At 72.5% G+C, this 17,749-nt stretch carries 19 protein-coding genes; 9 read left to right on the top strand and 10 right to left on the bottom strand.

Annotation, left to right across the window (positions count from 1 at the left end; all coding sequences use genetic code 11):
* The first annotated feature begins 3 nt into the window (after nt 1-3).
* Together ACILSK_RS17850 and ACILSK_RS17845 are read left to right on the top strand one after the other, a co-directional pair.
* Entirely contained in the window at nt 4-702 is a 699-nt protein-coding gene (locus ACILSK_RS17850) for a DUF2293 domain-containing protein (RefSeq protein WP_395728526.1), read from the top strand.
* Nucleotides 699-1,073 (top strand): hypothetical protein, encoded by a 375-nt coding sequence (locus ACILSK_RS17845; RefSeq protein ID WP_395728525.1) that lies wholly within the window; start codon nt 699-701, stop codon nt 1,071-1,073. The genes ACILSK_RS17850 and ACILSK_RS17845 overlap by 4 nt, the downstream gene beginning before the upstream one ends.
* Nucleotides 1,074-1,120: 47 nt before the next feature.
* Here the strand turns inward: ACILSK_RS17845 and ACILSK_RS17840 are convergent, their stop codons facing one another.
* Entirely contained in the window at nt 1,121-2,050 is a 930-nt protein-coding gene (locus ACILSK_RS17840; RefSeq protein ID WP_395728524.1) for an aldo/keto reductase family oxidoreductase, read from the bottom strand.
* A gap of 67 nt (nt 2,051-2,117) precedes the next feature.
* On the opposite strand from ACILSK_RS17840, the gene ACILSK_RS17835 reads away from it, so the two are divergent.
* Entirely contained in the window at nt 2,118-2,324 is a 207-nt protein-coding gene (locus ACILSK_RS17835) for a hypothetical protein (RefSeq protein WP_395728523.1), read from the top strand.
* A 244-nt stretch (nt 2,325-2,568) separates the two neighbouring features.
* Nucleotides 2,569-3,360, top strand: coding sequence for an alpha/beta fold hydrolase (locus tag ACILSK_RS17830; protein ID WP_395728522.1), 792 nt, complete (start codon nt 2,569-2,571; stop codon nt 3,358-3,360).
* A gap of 238 nt (nt 3,361-3,598) precedes the next feature.
* Here ACILSK_RS17830 and ACILSK_RS17825 read toward each other — a convergent pair whose 3' ends face one another.
* Nucleotides 3,599-4,372 (bottom strand): hypothetical protein, encoded by a 774-nt coding sequence (locus ACILSK_RS17825; protein ID WP_395728521.1) that lies wholly within the window; start codon nt 4,370-4,372, stop codon nt 3,599-3,601.
* Nucleotides 4,373-4,457: 85 nt separating this feature from the next.
* Between ACILSK_RS17825 and ACILSK_RS17820 the strand changes: the two genes are divergently transcribed.
* Together ACILSK_RS17820 and ACILSK_RS17815 are read left to right on the top strand one after the other, a co-directional pair.
* Nucleotides 4,458-4,865, top strand: coding sequence for a DUF3224 domain-containing protein (locus tag ACILSK_RS17820; protein WP_395728520.1), 408 nt, complete (start codon nt 4,458-4,460; stop codon nt 4,863-4,865).
* Between the two features lie 111 nt (nt 4,866-4,976).
* The gene (locus ACILSK_RS17815; protein ID WP_395728519.1) at nt 4,977-6,245 is read left to right on the top strand and encodes a threonine/serine exporter ThrE family protein; all 1,269 of its coding nucleotides are present in this window, start codon (nt 4,977-4,979) and stop codon (nt 6,243-6,245) included.
* 12 nt (nt 6,246-6,257) lie between these two features.
* On the opposite strand, the gene ACILSK_RS17810 is transcribed toward ACILSK_RS17815, so the two are convergent.
* The 5 genes from ACILSK_RS17810 to ACILSK_RS17790 all read right to left on the bottom strand — a co-directional run bounded on the left by ACILSK_RS17810 (nt 6,258) and on the right by ACILSK_RS17790 (nt 11,571).
* Nucleotides 6,258-6,530, bottom strand: a complete 273-nt coding sequence (locus tag ACILSK_RS17810; RefSeq protein ID WP_395728518.1) for a hypothetical protein — start codon at nt 6,528-6,530, stop codon at nt 6,258-6,260.
* A gap of 156 nt (nt 6,531-6,686) precedes the next feature.
* Nucleotides 6,687-7,034, bottom strand: a complete 348-nt coding sequence (locus ACILSK_RS17805) for a UBP-type zinc finger domain-containing protein (RefSeq protein WP_395728517.1) — start codon at nt 7,032-7,034, stop codon at nt 6,687-6,689.
* A gap of 138 nt (nt 7,035-7,172) precedes the next feature.
* Nucleotides 7,173-8,369 carry an L-2-hydroxyglutarate oxidase gene (gene lhgO / locus ACILSK_RS17800; RefSeq protein WP_395728516.1) on the bottom strand — a complete coding sequence of 399 codons (1,197 nt, stop codon included), beginning with the start codon at nt 8,367-8,369 and terminating at the stop codon, nt 7,173-7,175.
* Nucleotides 8,366-9,880, bottom strand: a complete 1,515-nt coding sequence (locus ACILSK_RS17795; protein WP_395728515.1) for an ATP-binding protein — start codon at nt 9,878-9,880, stop codon at nt 8,366-8,368. Before ACILSK_RS17795 ends, lhgO begins: the two co-directional genes overlap by 4 nt.
* The gene (locus ACILSK_RS17790) at nt 9,880-11,571 is read right to left on the bottom strand and encodes an FAD-dependent oxidoreductase (protein WP_395728514.1); all 1,692 of its coding nucleotides are present in this window, start codon (nt 11,569-11,571) and stop codon (nt 9,880-9,882) included. Before ACILSK_RS17790 ends, ACILSK_RS17795 begins: the two co-directional genes overlap by 1 nt.
* A 133-nt stretch (nt 11,572-11,704) precedes the next feature.
* Between ACILSK_RS17790 and ACILSK_RS17785 the strand changes: the two genes are divergently transcribed.
* Nucleotides 11,705-12,088: an MmcQ/YjbR family DNA-binding protein gene (locus ACILSK_RS17785; RefSeq protein ID WP_395728513.1), complete on the top strand. Its 384-nt coding sequence runs from the start codon at nt 11,705-11,707 to the stop codon at nt 12,086-12,088.
* A 40-nt stretch (nt 12,089-12,128) separates the two neighbouring features.
* Here ACILSK_RS17785 and ACILSK_RS17780 read toward each other — a convergent pair whose 3' ends face one another.
* Entirely contained in the window at nt 12,129-13,676 is a 1,548-nt protein-coding gene (locus ACILSK_RS17780) for an ATP-dependent DNA ligase (RefSeq protein WP_395728512.1), read from the bottom strand.
* Between the two features lie 57 nt (nt 13,677-13,733).
* On the bottom strand, nt 13,734-15,110 hold the full coding sequence (locus ACILSK_RS17775; RefSeq protein WP_395728511.1) for an MFS transporter: 1,377 nt from the start codon (nt 15,108-15,110) through the stop codon (nt 13,734-13,736).
* Between the two features lie 8 nt (nt 15,111-15,118).
* On the opposite strand from ACILSK_RS17775, the gene ACILSK_RS17770 reads away from it, so the two are divergent.
* A complete protein-coding gene (locus ACILSK_RS17770; RefSeq protein WP_395728510.1) occupies nt 15,119-15,982 on the top strand; it encodes a septum formation family protein in 864 nt (287 codons plus the stop codon).
* A gap of 39 nt (nt 15,983-16,021) precedes the next feature.
* Here the strand turns inward: ACILSK_RS17770 and ACILSK_RS17765 are convergent, their stop codons facing one another.
* Nucleotides 16,022-16,828, bottom strand: coding sequence for a serine hydrolase domain-containing protein (locus ACILSK_RS17765; protein WP_395728509.1), 807 nt, complete (start codon nt 16,826-16,828; stop codon nt 16,022-16,024).
* A 66-nt stretch (nt 16,829-16,894) separates the two neighbouring features.
* On the opposite strand from ACILSK_RS17765, the gene ACILSK_RS17760 reads away from it, so the two are divergent.
* Nucleotides 16,895-17,713, top strand: a complete 819-nt coding sequence (locus ACILSK_RS17760; RefSeq protein WP_395728508.1) for a biotin/lipoate A/B protein ligase family protein — start codon at nt 16,895-16,897, stop codon at nt 17,711-17,713.
* Nucleotides 17,714-17,749: the final 36 nt, after the last annotated feature.

The following is a 17,749-nucleotide window of genomic DNA, read 5'->3' as shown; positions in this document are numbered from 1 at the left end:
GTCATGCCCACCGAGGACGGGGCGGACAAGCCCAAGGACCTGCTGGTCATCGAATCCACGCGCGATTTCACCTGCGCCGACTGCGGCACCGCGTACGACCGAGGCCGTCTGCTGACCATGGACGACGCCGGCCCGCTGTGCCTGGCCTGCGCGGACCTGGCCCATCTGGAGTTCCTGGCCCGGGGCGACACCGCCCTCACCCGGCGGGCCCGCAAGCACAGCACGCTGTCCGCCGTCGTCGTCCGGTGGAGCAGTCGCCGCCGGCGCTACGAACGACAGGGCATCCTCGCCGAGCCCGACGCCATTGAGAAGGCCGAACAGGAGTGCCTGGCCGACGCGGACGCCCGCGAGCGGCGGCGGATCCGGGAGGCGGTCCGGCGGGACGAGCAGGACACCGCATTCGTCGACGAGCTGGCCGCCGCCATCCGGGCGCAGTTCCCCGCCTGCCCGGCGGACCGGGCCACCCGGATCGCCCGGCACGCGGGGGAACGCAGCAGCGGCCGGATCGGCCGGACCGCGGCCGGCCGCGCGCTCGACCCGGACGCCGTCCGGCTGGCCGTCGTCGCGTCGGTCCGGCACGAGGACACCGACTACGACGAGCTGTTGATGGGCGGCGTTGCGCGGTTCGACGCCCGGGACCGGGTCCGGCCGGCGATCGACGCGGTCCTCGATCGCTGGGAGTCGGGCATCATCGGGCCATGACCTCCGACCCCGACCGGCTGCGGGCGCGGCTGCGCGCCGACCTGACCACCGCGATGAAGGCCCGCGACAAGGAAGCCGTCGCGGCGTTGCGGTCCGTGCTCGCGTCGTTCGACAACGCCGAGGCGGTTCCCGTGCCGGCGCCGGCCACCGGGCCGCCGGCCAGCAGCGAGTACGTCGCCGGCACCAGCGTGGGGCTCGGTTCGGCCGAGGTGGCCCGACGCGAGTTGACCCTCGACGACCTGCGCACCGTGCTGCGCGCGCAGATCGACGAGGGGCTGGCCGAGGCCGACACCTACGCCGCGCACGGCCGGCCCGACGACGCCGACCGGCTCCGCCGGCAGGTCGACGTGCTCCGGACGTACCTGGGCTGAGCCGGCCCGGACCGGGAGCCCGGCGCGGTCCGGGTGGTCGATTCCGGTCAGGGCACCTGGTACCCGGCGGCCCGGAACAGCTCGTACCACTCCGGCCGGGTCAGCGGGAGGTCCGAGCCGAGCGCGGCCCCGGCGACCCGCTCGGCGTTCGTCGTGCCCAGCACGACCTGCATGTTCGCCGGGTGCCGGGTGATCCAGGCGGTGGCAATGGCGATCGGCGGGACGTCGTAGGCGGCGGCCAGCCGGTCGATCACCGCATTCAGCTCCGGGTAGTCCGGTGAGCCGAGGAACACACCGGTGAAGAAGCCGGCCTGGAACGGCGACCAGGCCTGGACGGTGATCCGGTTGATCCGGCAGTAGTCCAGGACGCCGCCGCCGTCGAGGGTGACCGACTGGTCCGACCCGGCCATGTTGGAAGCGACGCCCTGCGCGACGATCGGCGAGTGGGTGATCGACAGCTGCAGCTGGTTGGCCACCAGCGGCTGGCGCACCGCGGTCCGGAGCAGGTCGATCTGGCGCGGCGTGTGGTTGGACACCCCGAACGCCCGCACCTTGCCGGCGGATTCGAGCTCGTCGAACGCCCGGGCCACCTCGTCCGGCTCGACCAGGGCGTCGGGCCGGTGCAGCAGGAACACGTCCAGATAGTCGGTGCGCAACGCCCGCAGCGACCGTTCGGCCGAGGCGAGAAGATGCTCGTAGGAGAAGTCGAAATACGGTCCGTCGGGCACGATCCCGGCCTTGGTCTGCAGGGTGATCGCGGCCCGCTCGGACGGGGTGAGCTGCATCGCCTCGGCGAAGCGCCGCTCGCAGCCGTGCAACTCGGCTCCGTAGACGGCGGCGTGGTCGAAGAAGTCGATTCCTGCGTCGCGCGCGGCGCCGATCAGCGTGCGGACCTCGTCGTCGGTCAGGTCGCCGATCCGCATGAGCCCGAGGACGACGTTCGGGGCCTCGACGTCGCCGAGGGTGATGGTCTTCATGGTCCTAGCCAACCAGGCCGACGGTCGGCCCGCCCGGGACACCGGCGGCCGGTCGTACGCTCGCGGGATGGACGACCTCGCCGTGTCCGTCGACCTCGCCCGGCTGCGCCGCTGGGAGGATGCGGGCGGCACCTGGCAGGTGCTGGCTCGCCGGCCCGAGGAGGTTATCGTCTCGCTCTGCCGGTGCGACGGCGGCGAGGAGGCCGACCGGTTCGGCACCGCCGACCCGCAGGTGCTCGACTACCTCGCCGGTCGGGACCGCAGCGACGGCTGACGTCTCCCGCCCCGGGTTCGGCGTAGGTGTGACACAGCGCAAACCCACCGTGACGATGACCACCGAGTCCACCGGGCACCGGACCGTCTGTGCAGGTCAGGTCACTCTTTCGGCGGATGCCGGCCAGCTGGTCCGATCGGCATCGGAGCTGCAGGCGCGACGGAGTGTGACAATGCGCTGGTCACTCGAACACGACGTGGCTCGCCCGGCCCACCGGCCCGCGCGCCGGACTGGAGCAGCCGCCTTGAAGATCGGCGACTTGGAGCTGAACGTGCACGTCCGACCCGGGAACGGGTCGGGGCGGCCGCTGCTCATGTGCAACGGGATCGGTGCGAGCCTGCACATCCTGGATCCGTTGGTCGACGCGCTGGACCCGACCATCGAGGTGATCCGGTTCGATCCGCCCGGCGTCGGTGATTCGCCGGCGGTGGCGCTTCCTTACGGCCTGCCGCAGATGGCGGCGGTGCTGGACGAGCTGCTGGACGAACTCGGCTACGACGAGGTCGACCTCATGGGCTACTCGTGGGGTGGCGCGCTGGCTCAGCAGTTCGCCCTGCAACGCGGCTCCCGCTGTCGCAACCTGATCCTGGTCAGCACCAGCACCGGGGCCTGGTCGGTGCCGGGCACGCCGCACGCCTTCCGCGAGATGCTCATCCCGCGCGAGCTGGCCGACGCGGCCGACGCCGCCGTCATCGCCGAATTCATCTCGGCCAATCCGGGCGCGGACCGCAAACGATCCGCCTTCACCGCCGCGCATCAGCCCACCGACCTGCGGGGCTGGCTGTACCAGCTGTCCGCGGTCATGTGGTGGACCAGTCTGCCGTTCCTGCCGCTGATCAAGCAGCGCACCCTGGTGGTCGGTGGGACGGACGACCCGATCGTGCCGCCGGCGAACGCGATGATCCTGGCCGGGCTGATTCCGCATTCGACCCTGGCCCTGGTGCCGGGCGGGCACCTGGAGATCGTGACCTCGGCCAGCGACCTGGGGTCCCGGATCACGACCTTCCTGTCGGCCGGCCGGCCGGCGGCCGCCTGACCCGGGAACGCCGTCAGTCGAACGGAACGGGGCAACGGTCGTCGCCGGCGCACGCCGCCAGGTCTGCGCAACCTGCGTCGAGGCAACGGCCCAGGAGTACCGCAGGGTTGGCACGGTCACCCGGCCGCCTGCGCGACCTGGCCCGACCGCAGTCCGCGCGGGTGCTCATCCGGTTCCACGATCCGACGGTCAGCCCGTGCCGGGGTACCGATGTCACGACCGGCGCACTGTCCATCGCTCAACAGACCGTCGACGTCGGGGCGCCGCCGGTGACCAGTTCGAAGATGTAGCTCGCGTAGGCATCTGGTTCAGCGACCAGATCCTCAGCCGGTTCCTTCGCGAAACCGCTGGCATCGCAGTACGTCTCGAAGATCTGGTTGACCGACGGCCCGTGCTTGTGGGCCCATTCGTGCAGCAGCACGAACGCGCGGTCGTCGATCGACGTCAGCGACCACCACTTCGGGCACAGGTGGATGTTCAGGATCGTGACCGCGAACGAGCCGGGCGTGCACAGGCCGTCCTTCCAGGTCTGCCGCGGCTCGCATTCGTAGGTGGTGGAGTCCTGCCCCGTCGACATGCCGGACAGCACCTGGCGGACCCGGCCGAACCACAGGATCTTCTCCCGGTTGGTCACCGGCGGGACGGTCAGCTTGAAGTACTTGCGGGCCAGGGCCTGCACCGTCGGATTGCTCGAATCGGCGCTCTCCATCGCCGCGATGGACAGCATCGTGCGGGCCCGGCCGTGCGCGGCGTCCACCTGGCTGCGCGGGTGCGCTCCGCCGGATCCGCAGTCCTGCACCTCGTACCGCTGCGCCACGGACCGCTGCTCCTCGTACCGCTGCGCCACCGGGGCCCGAGCGGCCAGCAGGCCGGCGACCGCCCGGTTGCCGGCGGTGCGCTGCAGACCGAGCACGGCCTGAGCCGGTGAACCGGGCATCGTCGGCCGCTCCCGGCGGGTGGTCGGATCGAGCCGGTCGTCCGCGTCCGCCCGGTGCCGCGCCAGTGTGGGCATGAGCACCGCTCCCCTCACCCGCGGGTTTCCTCCAGGGTAGGACGACGCAGTCGCGGTGTCAGGAGGGTGCGGCAGACTCGGCGGCATGAAAATTGCGCTCGCCCTCCCGTTCACCATCACCACCTGGGACGGCGAGGCCGATCCGGCCCCGTCGGAGGCGGGCGCCCCCGACCTGGCGGCGGTCCGGCTGGCCAAGACCTACGCAGGACCGGACGTGGCGGCGACGGCCACCGGGCATGCGGTGACCACCCGCGGCGATCGGGGCGCGTCCTACGTCGCGCAGGAGCGGATCGTCGGCACCCTGCACGGGCGGACCGGCAGCTTCGTGCTCGAACACGGTGCCTCCATGGGCGAGGGCATCCCGACCGAATTGTGGGCCCGGGTCGTCGTCGGGTCGGGGACGGGTGACTTCGTCGGGCTGACCGGGAGCGGGCTGGTGGAACACGAACTGGTCACCCTGCAGGTCGAGTTGCCGGACGATTCGGCGGGCTGACGCGGTCCGGCGGGCTGACGCGGTCCGGCGGGCGAAGCGGCGCCGGGGGAGCGGCGCACGTCACGCCGCTTCGTGCGGTCCACCCGTCGGTGCCTCCGCGAGGATCGAAGAGTGCCTGCGCAACCGGACGACGACGAACTTCTCCTGATCCAGCAGTCGGGGGTGGTGCTGCGGGCCGGCCTGCTCTCGCTGTCGGCCGGCACCGGCAGCTACCGGGTGAAGGAGACGATGCGCAAGATCGCGGGGGCGTTGGGCATCGACCGGCATCATGCCCAGGTCACGCTGACCGAGATCACCTCGACGTCGCATCGGGGTCGCAGTTTTAGGACCGAGGTCGCCGAGGTGCATGGCGTGGGGGTCAACGCGGCCCGGATCGCCGCGCTGGAGGAACTGGCCACCTGGGTCCGGTCGACGGACCGGCCGGTCGGCGTGCCGGAGCTGACCGCGGCCCTGGACATGATCGAGCGGGAGCCGCCGCGATTCGGCACGGTCCTGAACGGGTGGTGGGCGGGCGTGGCCTGCGCGGCGTTCGCCTTCCTGATCGGCGGCGGACCGTTCGAGGTCGTCGGGGCCTTGGCCGGCGGCTGGACCGGGCAGATCGCCCGGCGCCTGCTGGTGAGCCGGCACGGCAATCAGTTCGGCGCGACCACGGTGGCCGCGGCGACGGCCTGCGCGACCTACCTGCTGGCCGTCGAGGCCGGCCGGCTGATCGGCGAGCCGGTGGCCGCTCATCAGGCCGGGTACGTCGCCGCCGTGCTGTTCCTGATTCCCGGCTTCCCGCTGGTGACCGCGGGGCTGGACCTGGCCAAGCTGGACCTGTCGGCGGGCGTGGCCCGGCTGGTCTATGCGGCCCTGATCGCCGTGTCCGCCGGCCTGGCGGTGTGGGCGGTCGCACTGGTGCTCGGCCTGTCACCCGACCCGTTGCCCAGCCGGGACCTTCCACTGGCCGCGCTCGTGGCGCTGCAGGCCGTGGCCAGCTTCGTCGGGGTGGCCGGCTTTGCGTTGATGTTCAACGGAACCGGTCGGATGGCCGCCGCGGCCGGCACGATCGGCATGATCGCGAACCTGCTGCGCCTGGAGCTGATCCGGGTGGACCTGCCGCCCCAGGCGGCCGCCGCCATCAGCGCCCTGCTGGTCGGGCTGCTGGCCGCGATCGCCGGCCCCTGGTTGCGGGTACCGCGGATCACCCTGACCGTGCCCGCGGTGCTGGTGATGGTGCCCGGCGTCCTGCTCTACCGGGCCATCTTTGCCGTCTCGGAGGGCGATGCCGGGGCCGCCGTGGGCACGATCGCCCAGGCGGCCCTGGTCACCATGGCCCTGCCGATCGGCCTGGCGGTCTCCCGAATGCTCACCGATCGACGGTGGACCTTCGACCGCTGACGGGCGGCCGGCTCAGTCGTTGAACTGCTTCGCCTTCTCCGCCACCTGGTCGACGACCGTGTCGATGTTCTCGGGCGTCCGGTCCTTGATCGCCCCGGCGACCTGGTCGATGCGTTCGTCGGTGAGCAGCTCCTTGGCCTTGTCGATCAGGCCGGCCGCGGTGCCGGCATCCGCGGCGGCGGCCGCGTTGTCGCCCGCGGCGGCCTCGCCGGCCGCGTCCTGGGCCTTCTTCTCGCCCTGCCCGAGCAGGTCTTTCGCCTGATTGACCAGATCGTCCAGCCCCATGATTTGGCTCCCTCTGTCGGTTCCGCCGGTGCGCGTGCGCTGACCGGCGGGCGGACCCGCAGGCTATGTCGGGGTTGCGGCACCGGGCAACCGGCCCATCGGTCACCGGCGAGCGCCACCGGTGAGCGCCACCGATCACCGCCGCCGGCGGCGCGGTCAGTGCAGCCGGCGGCGCCAGTCGGCGGGCACGTGCCCGGCCGGGCCCGGCACCGGCTGGTCGGCCGGGTGGCTGCGCGGCGGGGACAGGTTGGGGCCGTTGTAGAACTGCCCGTCCGGGTAACTCCAGAACCAGTCCTCGCCCGGTTCGAAGCTCTGGATCAGCGGATGGCCGGACTGTCGCGAATGGGCGCTGGCGTGCTGCTCGGGCGAGCTGTCGCAGCAGCCGATGTGCCCGCACTGGGCGCAGCGGCGCAGGTGGAACCACCACCCGCCGGCGTCCAGGCATTCGGCGCAGCCCGTCCCGCTGGGCGCCACGGTCGGGTCGATGCCAGGGGTCTCGGTCATGGTTCTCGGCTTCCTCCGTCGGTCGGGGTGGCGGCGTTGATCATGGCCTGCCGGCCGTTCCGGGTCATTCAGACCGGCCGGCAGGCCATGATCAACACACGAGGGGGGTGGGTTCGCCGGGTCCGGTGGGTGGGTTCGTCACAGCGGCGCCTGCACCTCGTCGGCGATGCGCCGGCCGATCTCCAGCGACGCCGTCGCCGCCGGCGACGGCGCGTTGAGCACATGCACCTGACGGATGCCGCGCTCGTAGTAGAAGTCGTCGACCAACCGGCCGTCCCGGTGCAACGCCTGCGCCCGGACCCCGGCGTGCGAGGGTCGCAAGCACCCGTCGGGCAGCTCGGGCACCAGTTCGCGCAGCGAGGCCAGGAACCGCTTCTGCGACACCGACCGGGCGACCTCGCTGACCCCGGTGCGCCAGTAGCGCTTGCCCAGCTGCCACAGGCCCGGCCAGGCCAGGCTGTCGGTGACGTCCCGGCGACGCACGTCACCCCAGGTGTAGCCCTCCCGGGCCAGGGCGAGCACCGCGTTCGGCCCGGCGTGCACGCCACCGCGGATCATCCGGGTCAGGTGGACGCCGAGGAACGGCAGGGTCGGGTCCGGCACCGGGTAGATCAGCCCGCGCACCAGGTGCTCCTGCTCCGTGGCCAGCTCGAAGTACTCCCCGCGGAAGGGGATGATCCGCACCGCCGGATCGAGCCCGGCCAGCCGGGCGATCCGGTCCGAATGCAGGCCGGCGCAGTTGACGAACTGCTCGGCCCTGATCTCGCCGGCCCCGTCGGGCCCCTGCGTCGACACCGTGACGCCGTCGAACCGGCCGTCCACGCCGACGATCTCGGTGCCCAGCCGGACCCGGCCGCCGCCCTGCTCGATCAGCGCGACGAGGACCTGGCAGACCCCGACGAAGTCGACGATGCCGGTGGTCTCGACCCGGAGCGCGGCCACGCAGCGGACGTGCGGCTCGTACTCACCCGCCTGCTCGGGCGAGATCAGGGTGACCGGCACCCCGTTGCGCCGGCCGCGGTCCAGCAACCGCAGCAGCGCCGGCACCTGGGCCTGGGTGGTCGCCACCACGAGCTTGCCGCAGATATCGACGGCCACCCCGTGCTTCGTGGCGAAGTCGCGCATGGACGACGCCCCGGCCACGCCCAGCGTCGCCTTGAGGCTGCCCGGCGCGTAGTACAGGCCGGAGTGGATGACACCGGAGTTGTGCCCGGTCTGATGCGCGGCGACCGTGGTTTCCTTGTCCAGCACCGTCACCGCGTGCCCGCGCCGGGCCAGCTCGTGGGCCGTGGCCAGCCCGACGATGCCGGCACCGGCCACCACCACGTCCGTCACGAAGTCGCTGCCCGGTCGGCCGCACTGTCGATAGTGACCTCTTCCGCCGAGCCGGCCGCCATCGCGGCCAGCTGGTCGGGCCCGGCCAGCGGCAGCCGCACCCGGAACCGGGTGTCGCCGGGCGCGGACAGCACGGTCAGGTCGCCGTGGTGCTTGTTCACCACGATCCGCCATGAGATGTCCAGGCCCAGCCCGGTGCCCTCGCCGACCGGTTTGGTGGTGAAGAACTGTTCGAAGATCCGGCCCTGGATCTCGGCCGGGATGCCGGGCCCGGAGTCGGCGATCTCCACGGTCAGGCAGTCGTCGTCGGCCGAGGTGCGGATGGTCAGCGTGCCGCGGCCGTCCATGGCGTCCAGCGCGTTGTCGATCAAATTGGTCCAGACCTGGTTCAGCTCCGCCGGGTAACCGGGGATCTTGGGCACGGTGCGGTCGTACTCCTTGACCACCGTCACCCCGCTGAACTTGGCGCCGAGCATGGTGAGCGTGCTGTCCAGCAGTTCGTGCACGTCGACGGTCTGGAACGGGGCCCGGTCCAGTTGGGAGTACTGCTTGGCCGCGCCGACCAGGGTGGAGATCCGGGTGGTCGCATCGCTGATCTCGTTCATCAGCAGCTCGGTCTCGACCGTGTAGTACAGCCACTTGAGCGCCCCGTCCAGCGTGCCGTCCGGCACCGTGTCGGCGACCTTCTCCAGCCAGGCGACGTCGATGCCGGCCTGCACGTAGGTGGGCGCGATGTCCCAGGCGTAGGGGATCTCGTGCTCGTCCAGCCACTCGCCGATGACGTCCTCGGCGTCACTTGCCTCGATCGGGGTCAGCGTGGGCGCCTTGGCGACCAGCGCCGCGGCCTCCTCCTGCAGGGCGACCAGCGGTTCGAAGACGATCGGATGTTTCTTGCCGGACGCGATGAGCGACAACTTGTGCCGCATGCCGGCGACCCGCTCGCGCAGGGCGGCGGTCGCCCGGACGGCCGCCGACGCCGGGTTGTTCAGTTCGTGGGTGAGGCCGGCGGACAGCGAACCCAACGCCAGCAGGCGTTCCCGCTGGTTGACCGCGTCGTTGGTGCTCTTGATGCCGTAGAACAGGCCCTCCAGCAGATGGACGGCCATCGGGAACCAGTCCCGCATCGCCTGCGCGAACAGGGGCGCGTCGAGCACGAAGAACCGGCTGGTGGTGACGGCCCGCATCGAGTTGTTGTACGTCTCCGGGGCGTTGGGCCCGAGGTAGGAGCGCCACGCGCCGGCGTACACCCCGGCCTGCGACGTACGGGTGGTTTCCACGTCGTCCGGGCCGACCCGGCGGTAGAGCGCCACGGTGCCCTCGATCAGCACGTAGAAGCAGGTGGCCGGGTCGCCCTCGGTGTAGACCGGGCCCGGCTCGAAGATCTTGATCCAGCCGTTCTCGCAGAGCCAGCCGAGCTGGTCGTCGGCGAGCTTCTCGAACAGGAACAGGGTCCGGAGCTCGTCCGGGCTGCAGCGCAGCGGCGCCTCGACGGGGGTGAGGTGATCAGTCATCAGCGCGTCTCCAGATAGCGGTGGACCAGGGTGACCGCCAGCGCGCCCTCGCCGACCGCCGAGGCGACGCGCTTGACCGAATTGGCCCGCACATCGCCGGCGACGAACACTCCGGGCACGCTGGACTCGAGGAGGTAGGGATCCCGGTCGGGTTCCCAGTTGGTCGGGCGCTCGCCGCCGATCACCAGGTCGGTGCCGGCCAGGACGAAACCGCGGGCGTCGCGAACGGCGACCCCGTCCAGCCAGTCGGTGCGTGGCGCGGCCCCGATGAACACGAACAGCGAACCGGTCAGGACCTCCTCGGTCTCGCCGGTCCGGTTGTCGAGCAGGGTCAGGCTCTCCAGGTGGTCGGTGCCGTGACCGGCGACCACCTCGGTGCGGGTGCGCACCGTGATGTTCTCGATGTCCTCGATCTGCTTGATCAGGTAGTGCGACATCGAGGCGGTCAGCGATTCCCCCCGGATCAGCATGGTGACCGTCCGGGCGTACCGGGCGAAATACACCGCGGCCTGTCCGGCCGAGTTGGCCCCGCCGACGATGTACACGTCCTGACCCTTGCAGCCGGGCGCCTCGGACAGCGCGGAACCGTAGTACACGCCGCGTCCGGTGAACTCGTCCAACCCGGGCGCCGCCAGCTTCCGGTACGACACCCCGGTGGCCAGGATGACGGTGTGCGCGTCGACGCTGCCGCCGTCGGCGAACCGCACGGTGCGGGCCGACCCGTTGACCTCGACCGCGCAGGCGTCCCGGGTGGTGATCATCTCGGCACCGAACTTGAGGGCCTGCCGCCGGGCCCGCTCGGTCAGCTGCGCCCCGGTCACCCCGTCCGGGAAGCCCAGGTAGTTCTCGATGCGCGAGCTCTGCCCGGCCTGGCCGCCGGTGGCCAGCCGCTCGATCAGCACCGTGCGCAGACCCTCCGACGCCCCGTAGACCGCGGCGCCCAGGCCGGCCGGGCCGGCGCCGACGACGATGATGTCGTAGAACTCCTCCGCCGGCGTGGTGGTCAGGCCGACCTGCTGCGCCAGCTCCGAATCGGTCGGCTCGACCAGCACCTGCCCGTCGGCGGTGATCACCACCGGCAGCTGGTCGGCGGTGACGCCGGCCGCGGCCAGCAGCCGCTCGCCCTCGGCGTCGTCGCTCAGGTAGGTGCGGAACGGTATCTGGTTGCGGGCCAGGAAGTCCTTCACCTCGCTGCACCGCGCCGACCAGCGGGTCGTGACCAGCTTGGTCTGCGGTCGCGGGGTGTGGTCACTGCGCTTCCACTGGTCCAGCTCGTTGTCGATGACCGGGTAGAACTTCTCCTCCGGCGGATCCCACGGCTTGAGCAGGTAGTAGTCCAGGTCCACGACGTTGATGGCGGTGATCGCGGCCTGGGTGTCGGCGTAGGCGGTGAGCAGCACGCGCCGGGCCTTGGGGTAGATGTCCATGGCCTTTTCCAGGAACTGGATGCCGTCCATCTGCGGCATCCGGTGGTCCGCCAGCAGCGCGGCCACCTGGTCGCCGCGCAGCTTCATCTCCTTGAGCGTGTCCAACGCCTGCTGCCCGGACTCGGCGCGGACGATCCGGTAGTCCTTGCCGTAGCGGCGGCGCAGGTCGCGGGCGACCGCGCGGGACACGCTCGGGTCGTCGTCGACGGTGAGGATCGCGACTCGCGCCGACGGGGTGGTGGTGCTGGGTTGAGCTGACGTCATCGACGTCCTTCCGGCCTGCGGTTCGTGATCGGCGATCGGGCATCCCCGGCCGCCGGGTCGGGACAGCATCGAGGTTGCCACACTCGGCCCGAGCGCTGTTCTGTCGAGAGCGAACGCCGGTAGCGTCCGGGATATGCCCGATGTCCCCGCGGAGCCGGCCGCTGAGGCGCTCGATCGGCTGCGGGCCCTGTGCCTGGCCTTGCCCGGGGTGACCGAACGGGTTTCGCACGGCGAGCCGGCCTGGTTCGCCGGCCGGTCGAGCCGACCCCGCCAGTTCCTGACCCTCGCCGATCACCACCACGATGACCGGTTCGCTTTCTGGGCGGCCGCGCCGGAGGGCGCGCAGGCCCGCTGGCTCGCCATGGGCGAGGAGCGCTTCTTCCGGCCGCCCTACGTGGGCGGCCGCGGGTGGATCGGGGTGTACCTGGACGTCGACCCGGACGAGGACACCTGGGCGGACATCGCCGAGATCGTCGCCGACGCGCATGCAATGGCCACGCCGCCGCCGCGTGGGTAGTACGGTCCGCAGGTCGCCGCGGTCCGGTGGTCACGGCCGGTCAGTCCGTTCCAGCGGCCGTCCCCAGCGCGACGACCGCGTCGAGGGAGTCCACCTCGTCGACCGTCTTGTCCTCCCGGTAGCGCAGCACCCGGGCGAACCGCAGCGCGACGCCGCCCGGGTAGCGGGTGGAGGCCTGCACCCCGTCGATCGCGATCTCGGCGACCAGGGGCGGGTCGACGAACACCGTGGTCTTCGTACGTCGGGATTCGCGGGCCAGGAACTGTTCGGTCTGCCAGCTGAGCATCGCATCGGTCAGCCCCTTGAACGTCTTGCCCAGCATCACCAGCTCGCCGGTCCGCGGGTTGCGGGCGGCCAGGTGCAGGTTGGACAGCCAACCGGTGCGGCGGCCGTACCCCCACTCGGCCGCGATGACCGCGAGGTCGAACGTGTGCCGGGGCTTGAGCTTGATCCACCCCGAATCACGTCGCCCGGCCGCGTACGGCGCGGCCAGTTTCTTCACCACCGCGCCCTCGAACCCGGCCTGCACGGCCCCGGCGAAGGCCGCCTCCACCGCGGCCACGTCGGCCGCGACGGTGCGCGGCACGATCAGCGACCCGGGCAGCACGGCCGCCATCACCGCGACCCGCTCGGACAGCGGCTCGTCGAGCAGGTCCCGGCCGTCGACGTGCAGCAGATCGAAACAGAACAGGGTCAGCGGCAGCGGTGGGCCCGCACCGGGGACCTCGGACCCCGCCCTGGTGGCGGTCCGCGACGCGATCTGCTGGAAGGGCACCGGCCGGCCCGCCTCGTCCACCGCCAGGACCTCGCCGTCCACCACCAGCCGGCGGGCGGGTAACGAGGCGACCACGGAGACGATATCGGGCAGCCGGTCCGTGATGTCGTCCAGACTCCGGGTGTACAGCCGGATCTGCTCGCCGTCCCGGTGCACCTGGACCCGGATCCCGTCCAGCTTGGTGTCGACCAGGGCGGGCAGCCCGGACTTCTGCACCGCGGCCGTCGGGTCGGCTGCCGCCGCGGCCAGCATCGGCCGCACGGGCACGCCGACCTGCAGGCCGACCCTCTGCAACCCGGCCAGGCCATCGTCGGCCAGCAGCCGGGCGGCCGCGGCGGTGGAGCCCAGCAGCATCGATGCCCGTTGCACCGCGCCGGCGGGGACGTCGAAGGCCTCGGCCAGCCCGTCCTGCACGAGCGAATCGAGCGCGCCCTGCCGGATCTCGTCGAACACCAGACCCCGCAGCAGGCGCTGCTCGGCCTCGGTCGCTCGGGCGAAGAGGGCCTCGACGGCCGCCGCCCGGAGCGCGGCCGACCCGGCCCCGCCGATCGCCGCGATCGCCTCGAAGGCGGCGTCGACCTCGGGCACGGTCAACGTCGGTTCGGCGGCGGCGGCGGACGGAAGCGACGACAGTGACGCCCACCCGACGCCGGTGCGCCGCTGGCGCAGCGTCCCGGACAGGTAGGTGACGACCAGCCCGATCTCGTCCGGTTCGGCGGCCCGGATCGCGGTCGCCAGCAGGGCGCGTTTGGCCAGCCGGGACCGGGTGGCGCCGACGGCGGCGGAGGTGGTGGCGAGTTCGACGAACAACACGACCCCATCGTGGCGCAGGGGTCCGACACTCACCCGTCCCGGACGAGCGGGGCGAGCTCAGCCGGCGCGCAGCAGGCGGGCCGACCCCAGCACCCCGGCCGCCGCCCCCACTGCGAGCAGCGGGATGACCAGGAAGGCGGCCTGGACGCCGACGGTGTCGGACAACGTGGCCACCCCGAACGGGCCCAGACCCGAGGCCAGGCCGACGCCGACGGACAGCACCGCCACCGCCCGGTCCGGGTGCCCGCCGGACGCGGTGATCGCCATCGACGCCCCGAGCGGGTACTGACCGCCCAGGCCCAGCCCGAGAATCAACAACCCGACCACCGACAGCGCCGCCGAGGCCGACAACCAGGCCACCGACCAGCCGGCCGCCGTCACCGCGACCCCGATCAGGAACAGGGACAGTGGGGACCATCGGCGGGCCAGCGGGGCCAGGATCAACCGCCCCACGGCCATCCCGCCGACCACCGCCGTCACCATCCCCGACGCCAGTCCGGGTGACATCCCGGTGCGCCGGACGAGCAGGTCCGGGGTCCAGGTGATCAGGCAGAACTCCACCGCCACCGCGCACACCACGGCCAGCACCGCCGGCCAGTACGCGCGCGGGAAGCCGCGGGCCGAGAACCGGCCGGCGCCGACCGGACGGGCCGCGTAGGCCGGTACCGCCCGTTGCCGGCCGATCAGCACGAACGCGGCCGCCGCGAACGGCACCACCAGGATCAGGGCGGCCCGCCAGGTCAGACCTGTCGCCGTGGCAGCGGCCACCGCGAGCGGCGTGATCAGGCCGACGCCGGCCGCCGCGGCGTTGGCCAGGGTCAGCACGGCCGGGCCGGACCGGCCGTGATGCTCCTGCAGGACCGTGGTCGACACGTTCAACGCCAGCCCCCCGGCCAGGCCGATGACCAGCATGGTCGGCAGGGTGATCGGCAGTTCCGCGCCCTTGACCAGCGAGCCGGCGCACAGCACGGCGATCCCGGCGGCCACCGCCACGACGGCCCGCCGGGCCAGGCCGAACCGGGCCCACCGGCGGACCAGGCCGACCCCGAGGAATCCGGCCAGCACGACGCCGGCGGCCAGCATCAGCGAGTGCAGGCCCGCGACCGAGCTGGACACCCCCAGCTCGTCCCGGAACAGCGGAATCGAGGGGCCGATGCCGTACAGGAACCAGGTGTAGGTGCACAGGGTGACGATCGCCGCGCCCGACGTCGCGTCGGGGCGGTCGGGATCGGCCGTCGGCGCGGCGGGAGCGGGTCGGTCGCTGATCGGGCTGTCCTCGGTCGTGGGGTCGTGGGGTCGTGGGGTCGTGGGGTCGTGGGGTCGTGGGGTCGTGGGGTCGTGGGGTCGTGGGGTCGTGGGGTCGTGGGGTCGATTGAGGGTGGCGGTCGGTGCCGGTCGAGCGGGTTGCCGGGACCGGGCGCCTGCCGCCACCATGGTGCGTGATGACGCGGCGGGCCTGGGGTGTCGTGGTGCTGGCCGTCGTCATCATTGCGGCGGTCGTCGGGCCGCCCGCACTGGGGTTCGGGCCCGGGGTCGCCGGATCGGCCGTGCGGGTGCCGATCGCCGGGCCGCCCGCACCCGGTGACTGCCTGACGTCCCCGCCGACGCCGGCCGGCTCGCCGATCGACGGCCGCATCGCCATCGCCGCGGCCCGCACCGGGACCTGCGCCGACGGGATGCACGCCGGCGAGATCGTGTCGGTGGACGACGGTCCGACGACGGTGCCGACCGGGGTCACGGTCCGCCCGCCGGTCCCCGACCCGAACGCGTGCGGCGTACCCGTTCGGCAGTACCTGGGCTGGACGGCGCAGCCGTGGAATCCGGTGCTGCTGGACGCGGTCATCCTGCTCGGTCCGGACGCCGGTCAGGTCGCCGACGGTCAGCGCTGGATCGCGTGCGCCCTCAGCACCGGTGCGGACCGTTACGCCGGCTCGGTGCGGGACGGGTTCGGTCCGGCCGCGGACCGGTACGGGCACTGCCAGGACAGCCGGGTGGGCGCCCGGTCCCGGGTCTCCTGCGCCGACCCGCACGACGTCGAGGTGTTCGGGACCGCGGTGATCGGCGCCGACGACCAGGCGGGTCTCGACGCCTCGTGCACGGAGCTGATCACCGCCGGGTCGGGGATGGCCGACCCCACCGCCGGTGGGCGGCTTGCGGTGCGCGTGGCCCCGGACGACCCCAATACCGTGCCGCCGGATGTCAGCGCCGGCGGACAGGTCATGACCTGCGCGCTCCGGGTCGTCGGCGACTCCCAGCTGGTGGCCAGCGTGGTCGGGGTGGGGGACCGGCCGTTGCCCTGGCGCTGACCCCATGTGCGCGGTCGACCCGGTTCGGGGGCCGCAGCCTCAGGCGTAGGCGTCCAGGACCCGGCCGGACAACCGGGGCCAGACCTGCACCGCCCACGGCCCGAACGGGGTGTCGGACAGCGAGACGCAGGCCAGGTCCGCCGACCGGTCGACCCAGATGAACGACCCGGACTGGCCGAAGTGGCCGAACGTGCCGGGGGAGTTGCCCGCCGCGGTCCAGTGCGGGGACTTGTGGTCGCGGATCTCGCAGCCCAGACCCCAGTCGTTGGCCGGCTGCTTGCCGAAGCCGGGGAGTACCCCGGGCAGCCCGGGAAAGCTCAGCGTCGAGGCCAGGCGGACCACCTCGGGCATCAGCAACCGGGGGCGCAGCAGTTCCCAGGCGAGGGTGGCCAGGTCCTCGATCGACCCGCGGGCCCCGTGGGCCGGCGGTCCCACGAGCGTGGTGTCGGACATGTCGAGCAGGCTCAGCACCCGCTCCTCCAGGTGGTCGTGGAACCGCTGGTCGCCGGCCTGTTCCAGATGGTGCGCGGCGACGTCGATGCCGTGGTTGGAGTAGATCCGCCGGGTGCCGGGCGCCGCCATCACCCGATCACCGTCCGGGGACAGCCCGGACGCGTGGGAGAGCAGGTGGCGCAGGCGTGACCCGGGCGGGCCGACCTCGTCGTCCAGGCCGACCACCCCCTCCAGGCTGGCGTCCAGGATCGTCAGGGCCGTCAGGATCTTGGTCACCGACGCCCACGGGTGGGCCTGCCCGTCGTCGACCACGTCGATCACGCCCTGCGGCCCGATCACCGCCACCGAGGCCGACCCGACCGGCCAGTCGGCGATCTCCGCCTGCAGATCCATCGCGTGCCATCCCTTCCGGCCCCGGGCGGGGGTCGAACCCGGGCTGAGTGTGCCAGCATCGCATCCGTGGTCGACGACGGTGACGCCAAGCGGATCGTCCTGCTGGACGACACGGCGATCGAACGGGATCCGGTGCTGGATGCGGCGATCGGGCCGGCGCTGCTGGCCACGATCGGCCGGGACGGCGGCCCGGACCGGCTTCGGCTGTATCGGCCCGGCCCGACCGTGGCGTTCAGCGGTCGCGACTGCGCCACCTCGGGCATCGGCGAGGCCGCCGCCGCGGCGGCCGCGGCCGGCTTCACACCGGTGCGCCGCGGACCCGGTGGGCGGGCCGCGGCGTATCACCGCGGCGCGCTGTGCCTGGACCATGTCAGTGCCGACGTGGATGCGCGGAGCGATATCCGGGCCCGGTTCATCGGCTTCGGCGAGCTGCTGGTCGACGCGCTGCGGGCGGTGGGCACCGACGCCCGGCTGGGCCCGATGCCGGGGGAGTACTGCCCCGGCGAGTTCAGCATCAACGACGGGCACGGCCGCAAGCTGGTCGGCACCGCGCAGCGGTTGGTCCGGGGGGCCTGGCTGTTCGGCACGGTCATCATGGTGACCGGCGCCGAGCCTGTCCGGTCGGTGCTGGTCGATGCCTACCGGGCGCTGGGCCTGGACTGGAATCCGGGAACGGTCGGGTCGGTCGAGGACACCGTGCCCGGCGTGACGGTCGCCGACGTCCAACGGGCCGTGCTGGAGGGGTACGCGCGGCTCGGTGAGCTGACTCCGGGCGGTCTGTCCGCGGAGGTGCTGCAGGCGGCCGACGACCGCCGCGACCACCATCAGGTGCTGCCCACAGGGCCACCACCTGCGGTCATTCCCCCGATCCATGCGGTGGAATAGAACCGGGGGGTCGGTGGTTGACCTCGGCAGGATCTA

This window comes from Nakamurella sp. (assembly GCF_044224575.1).
GTDB lineage: Bacteria > Actinomycetota > Actinomycetes > Mycobacteriales > Nakamurellaceae > Nakamurella.
This window is presented reverse-complemented; position numbering and strand designations above follow the sequence as displayed.

What these genes read in the sequence shown, in the direction of transcription:
- ACILSK_RS17835 (WP_395728523.1), top strand. Translation starts at nt 2,118, where the DNA reads ATGGACGACCTCGCCGTGTCCGTCGACCTCGCCCGGCTGCGCCGCTGG.
- ACILSK_RS17795 (WP_395728515.1), bottom strand. Translation starts at nt 9,880, where the DNA reads ATGACTGATCACCTCACCCCCGTCGAGGCGCCGCTGCGCTGCAGCCCG.
- ACILSK_RS17770 (WP_395728510.1), top strand. Translation starts at nt 15,119, where the DNA reads ATGACGCGGCGGGCCTGGGGTGTCGTGGTGCTGGCCGTCGTCATCATT.
- ACILSK_RS17820 (WP_395728520.1), top strand. Translation starts at nt 4,458, where the DNA reads ATGAAAATTGCGCTCGCCCTCCCGTTCACCATCACCACCTGGGACGGC.
- ACILSK_RS17785 (WP_395728513.1), top strand. Translation starts at nt 11,705, where the DNA reads ATGCCCGATGTCCCCGCGGAGCCGGCCGCTGAGGCGCTCGATCGGCTG.
- ACILSK_RS17810 (WP_395728518.1), bottom strand. Translation starts at nt 6,530, where the DNA reads ATGGGGCTGGACGATCTGGTCAATCAGGCGAAAGACCTGCTCGGGCAG.
- ACILSK_RS17775 (WP_395728511.1), bottom strand. Translation starts at nt 15,110, where the DNA reads ATGGTGGCGGCAGGCGCCCGGTCCCGGCAACCCGCTCGACCGGCACCG.
- ACILSK_RS17790 (WP_395728514.1), bottom strand. Translation starts at nt 11,571, where the DNA reads ATGACGTCAGCTCAACCCAGCACCACCACCCCGTCGGCGCGAGTCGCG.
- ACILSK_RS17850 (WP_395728526.1), top strand. Translation starts at nt 4, where the DNA reads ATGCCCACCGAGGACGGGGCGGACAAGCCCAAGGACCTGCTGGTCATC.
- ACILSK_RS17765 (WP_395728509.1), bottom strand. Translation starts at nt 16,828, where the DNA reads ATGGATCTGCAGGCGGAGATCGCCGACTGGCCGGTCGGGTCGGCCTCG.
- ACILSK_RS17825 (WP_395728521.1), bottom strand. Translation starts at nt 4,372, where the DNA reads ATGCCCACACTGGCGCGGCACCGGGCGGACGCGGACGACCGGCTCGAT.
- ACILSK_RS17845 (WP_395728525.1), top strand. Translation starts at nt 699, where the DNA reads ATGACCTCCGACCCCGACCGGCTGCGGGCGCGGCTGCGCGCCGACCTG.
- ACILSK_RS17840 (WP_395728524.1), bottom strand. Translation starts at nt 2,050, where the DNA reads ATGAAGACCATCACCCTCGGCGACGTCGAGGCCCCGAACGTCGTCCTC.
- ACILSK_RS17805 (WP_395728517.1), bottom strand. Translation starts at nt 7,034, where the DNA reads ATGACCGAGACCCCTGGCATCGACCCGACCGTGGCGCCCAGCGGGACG.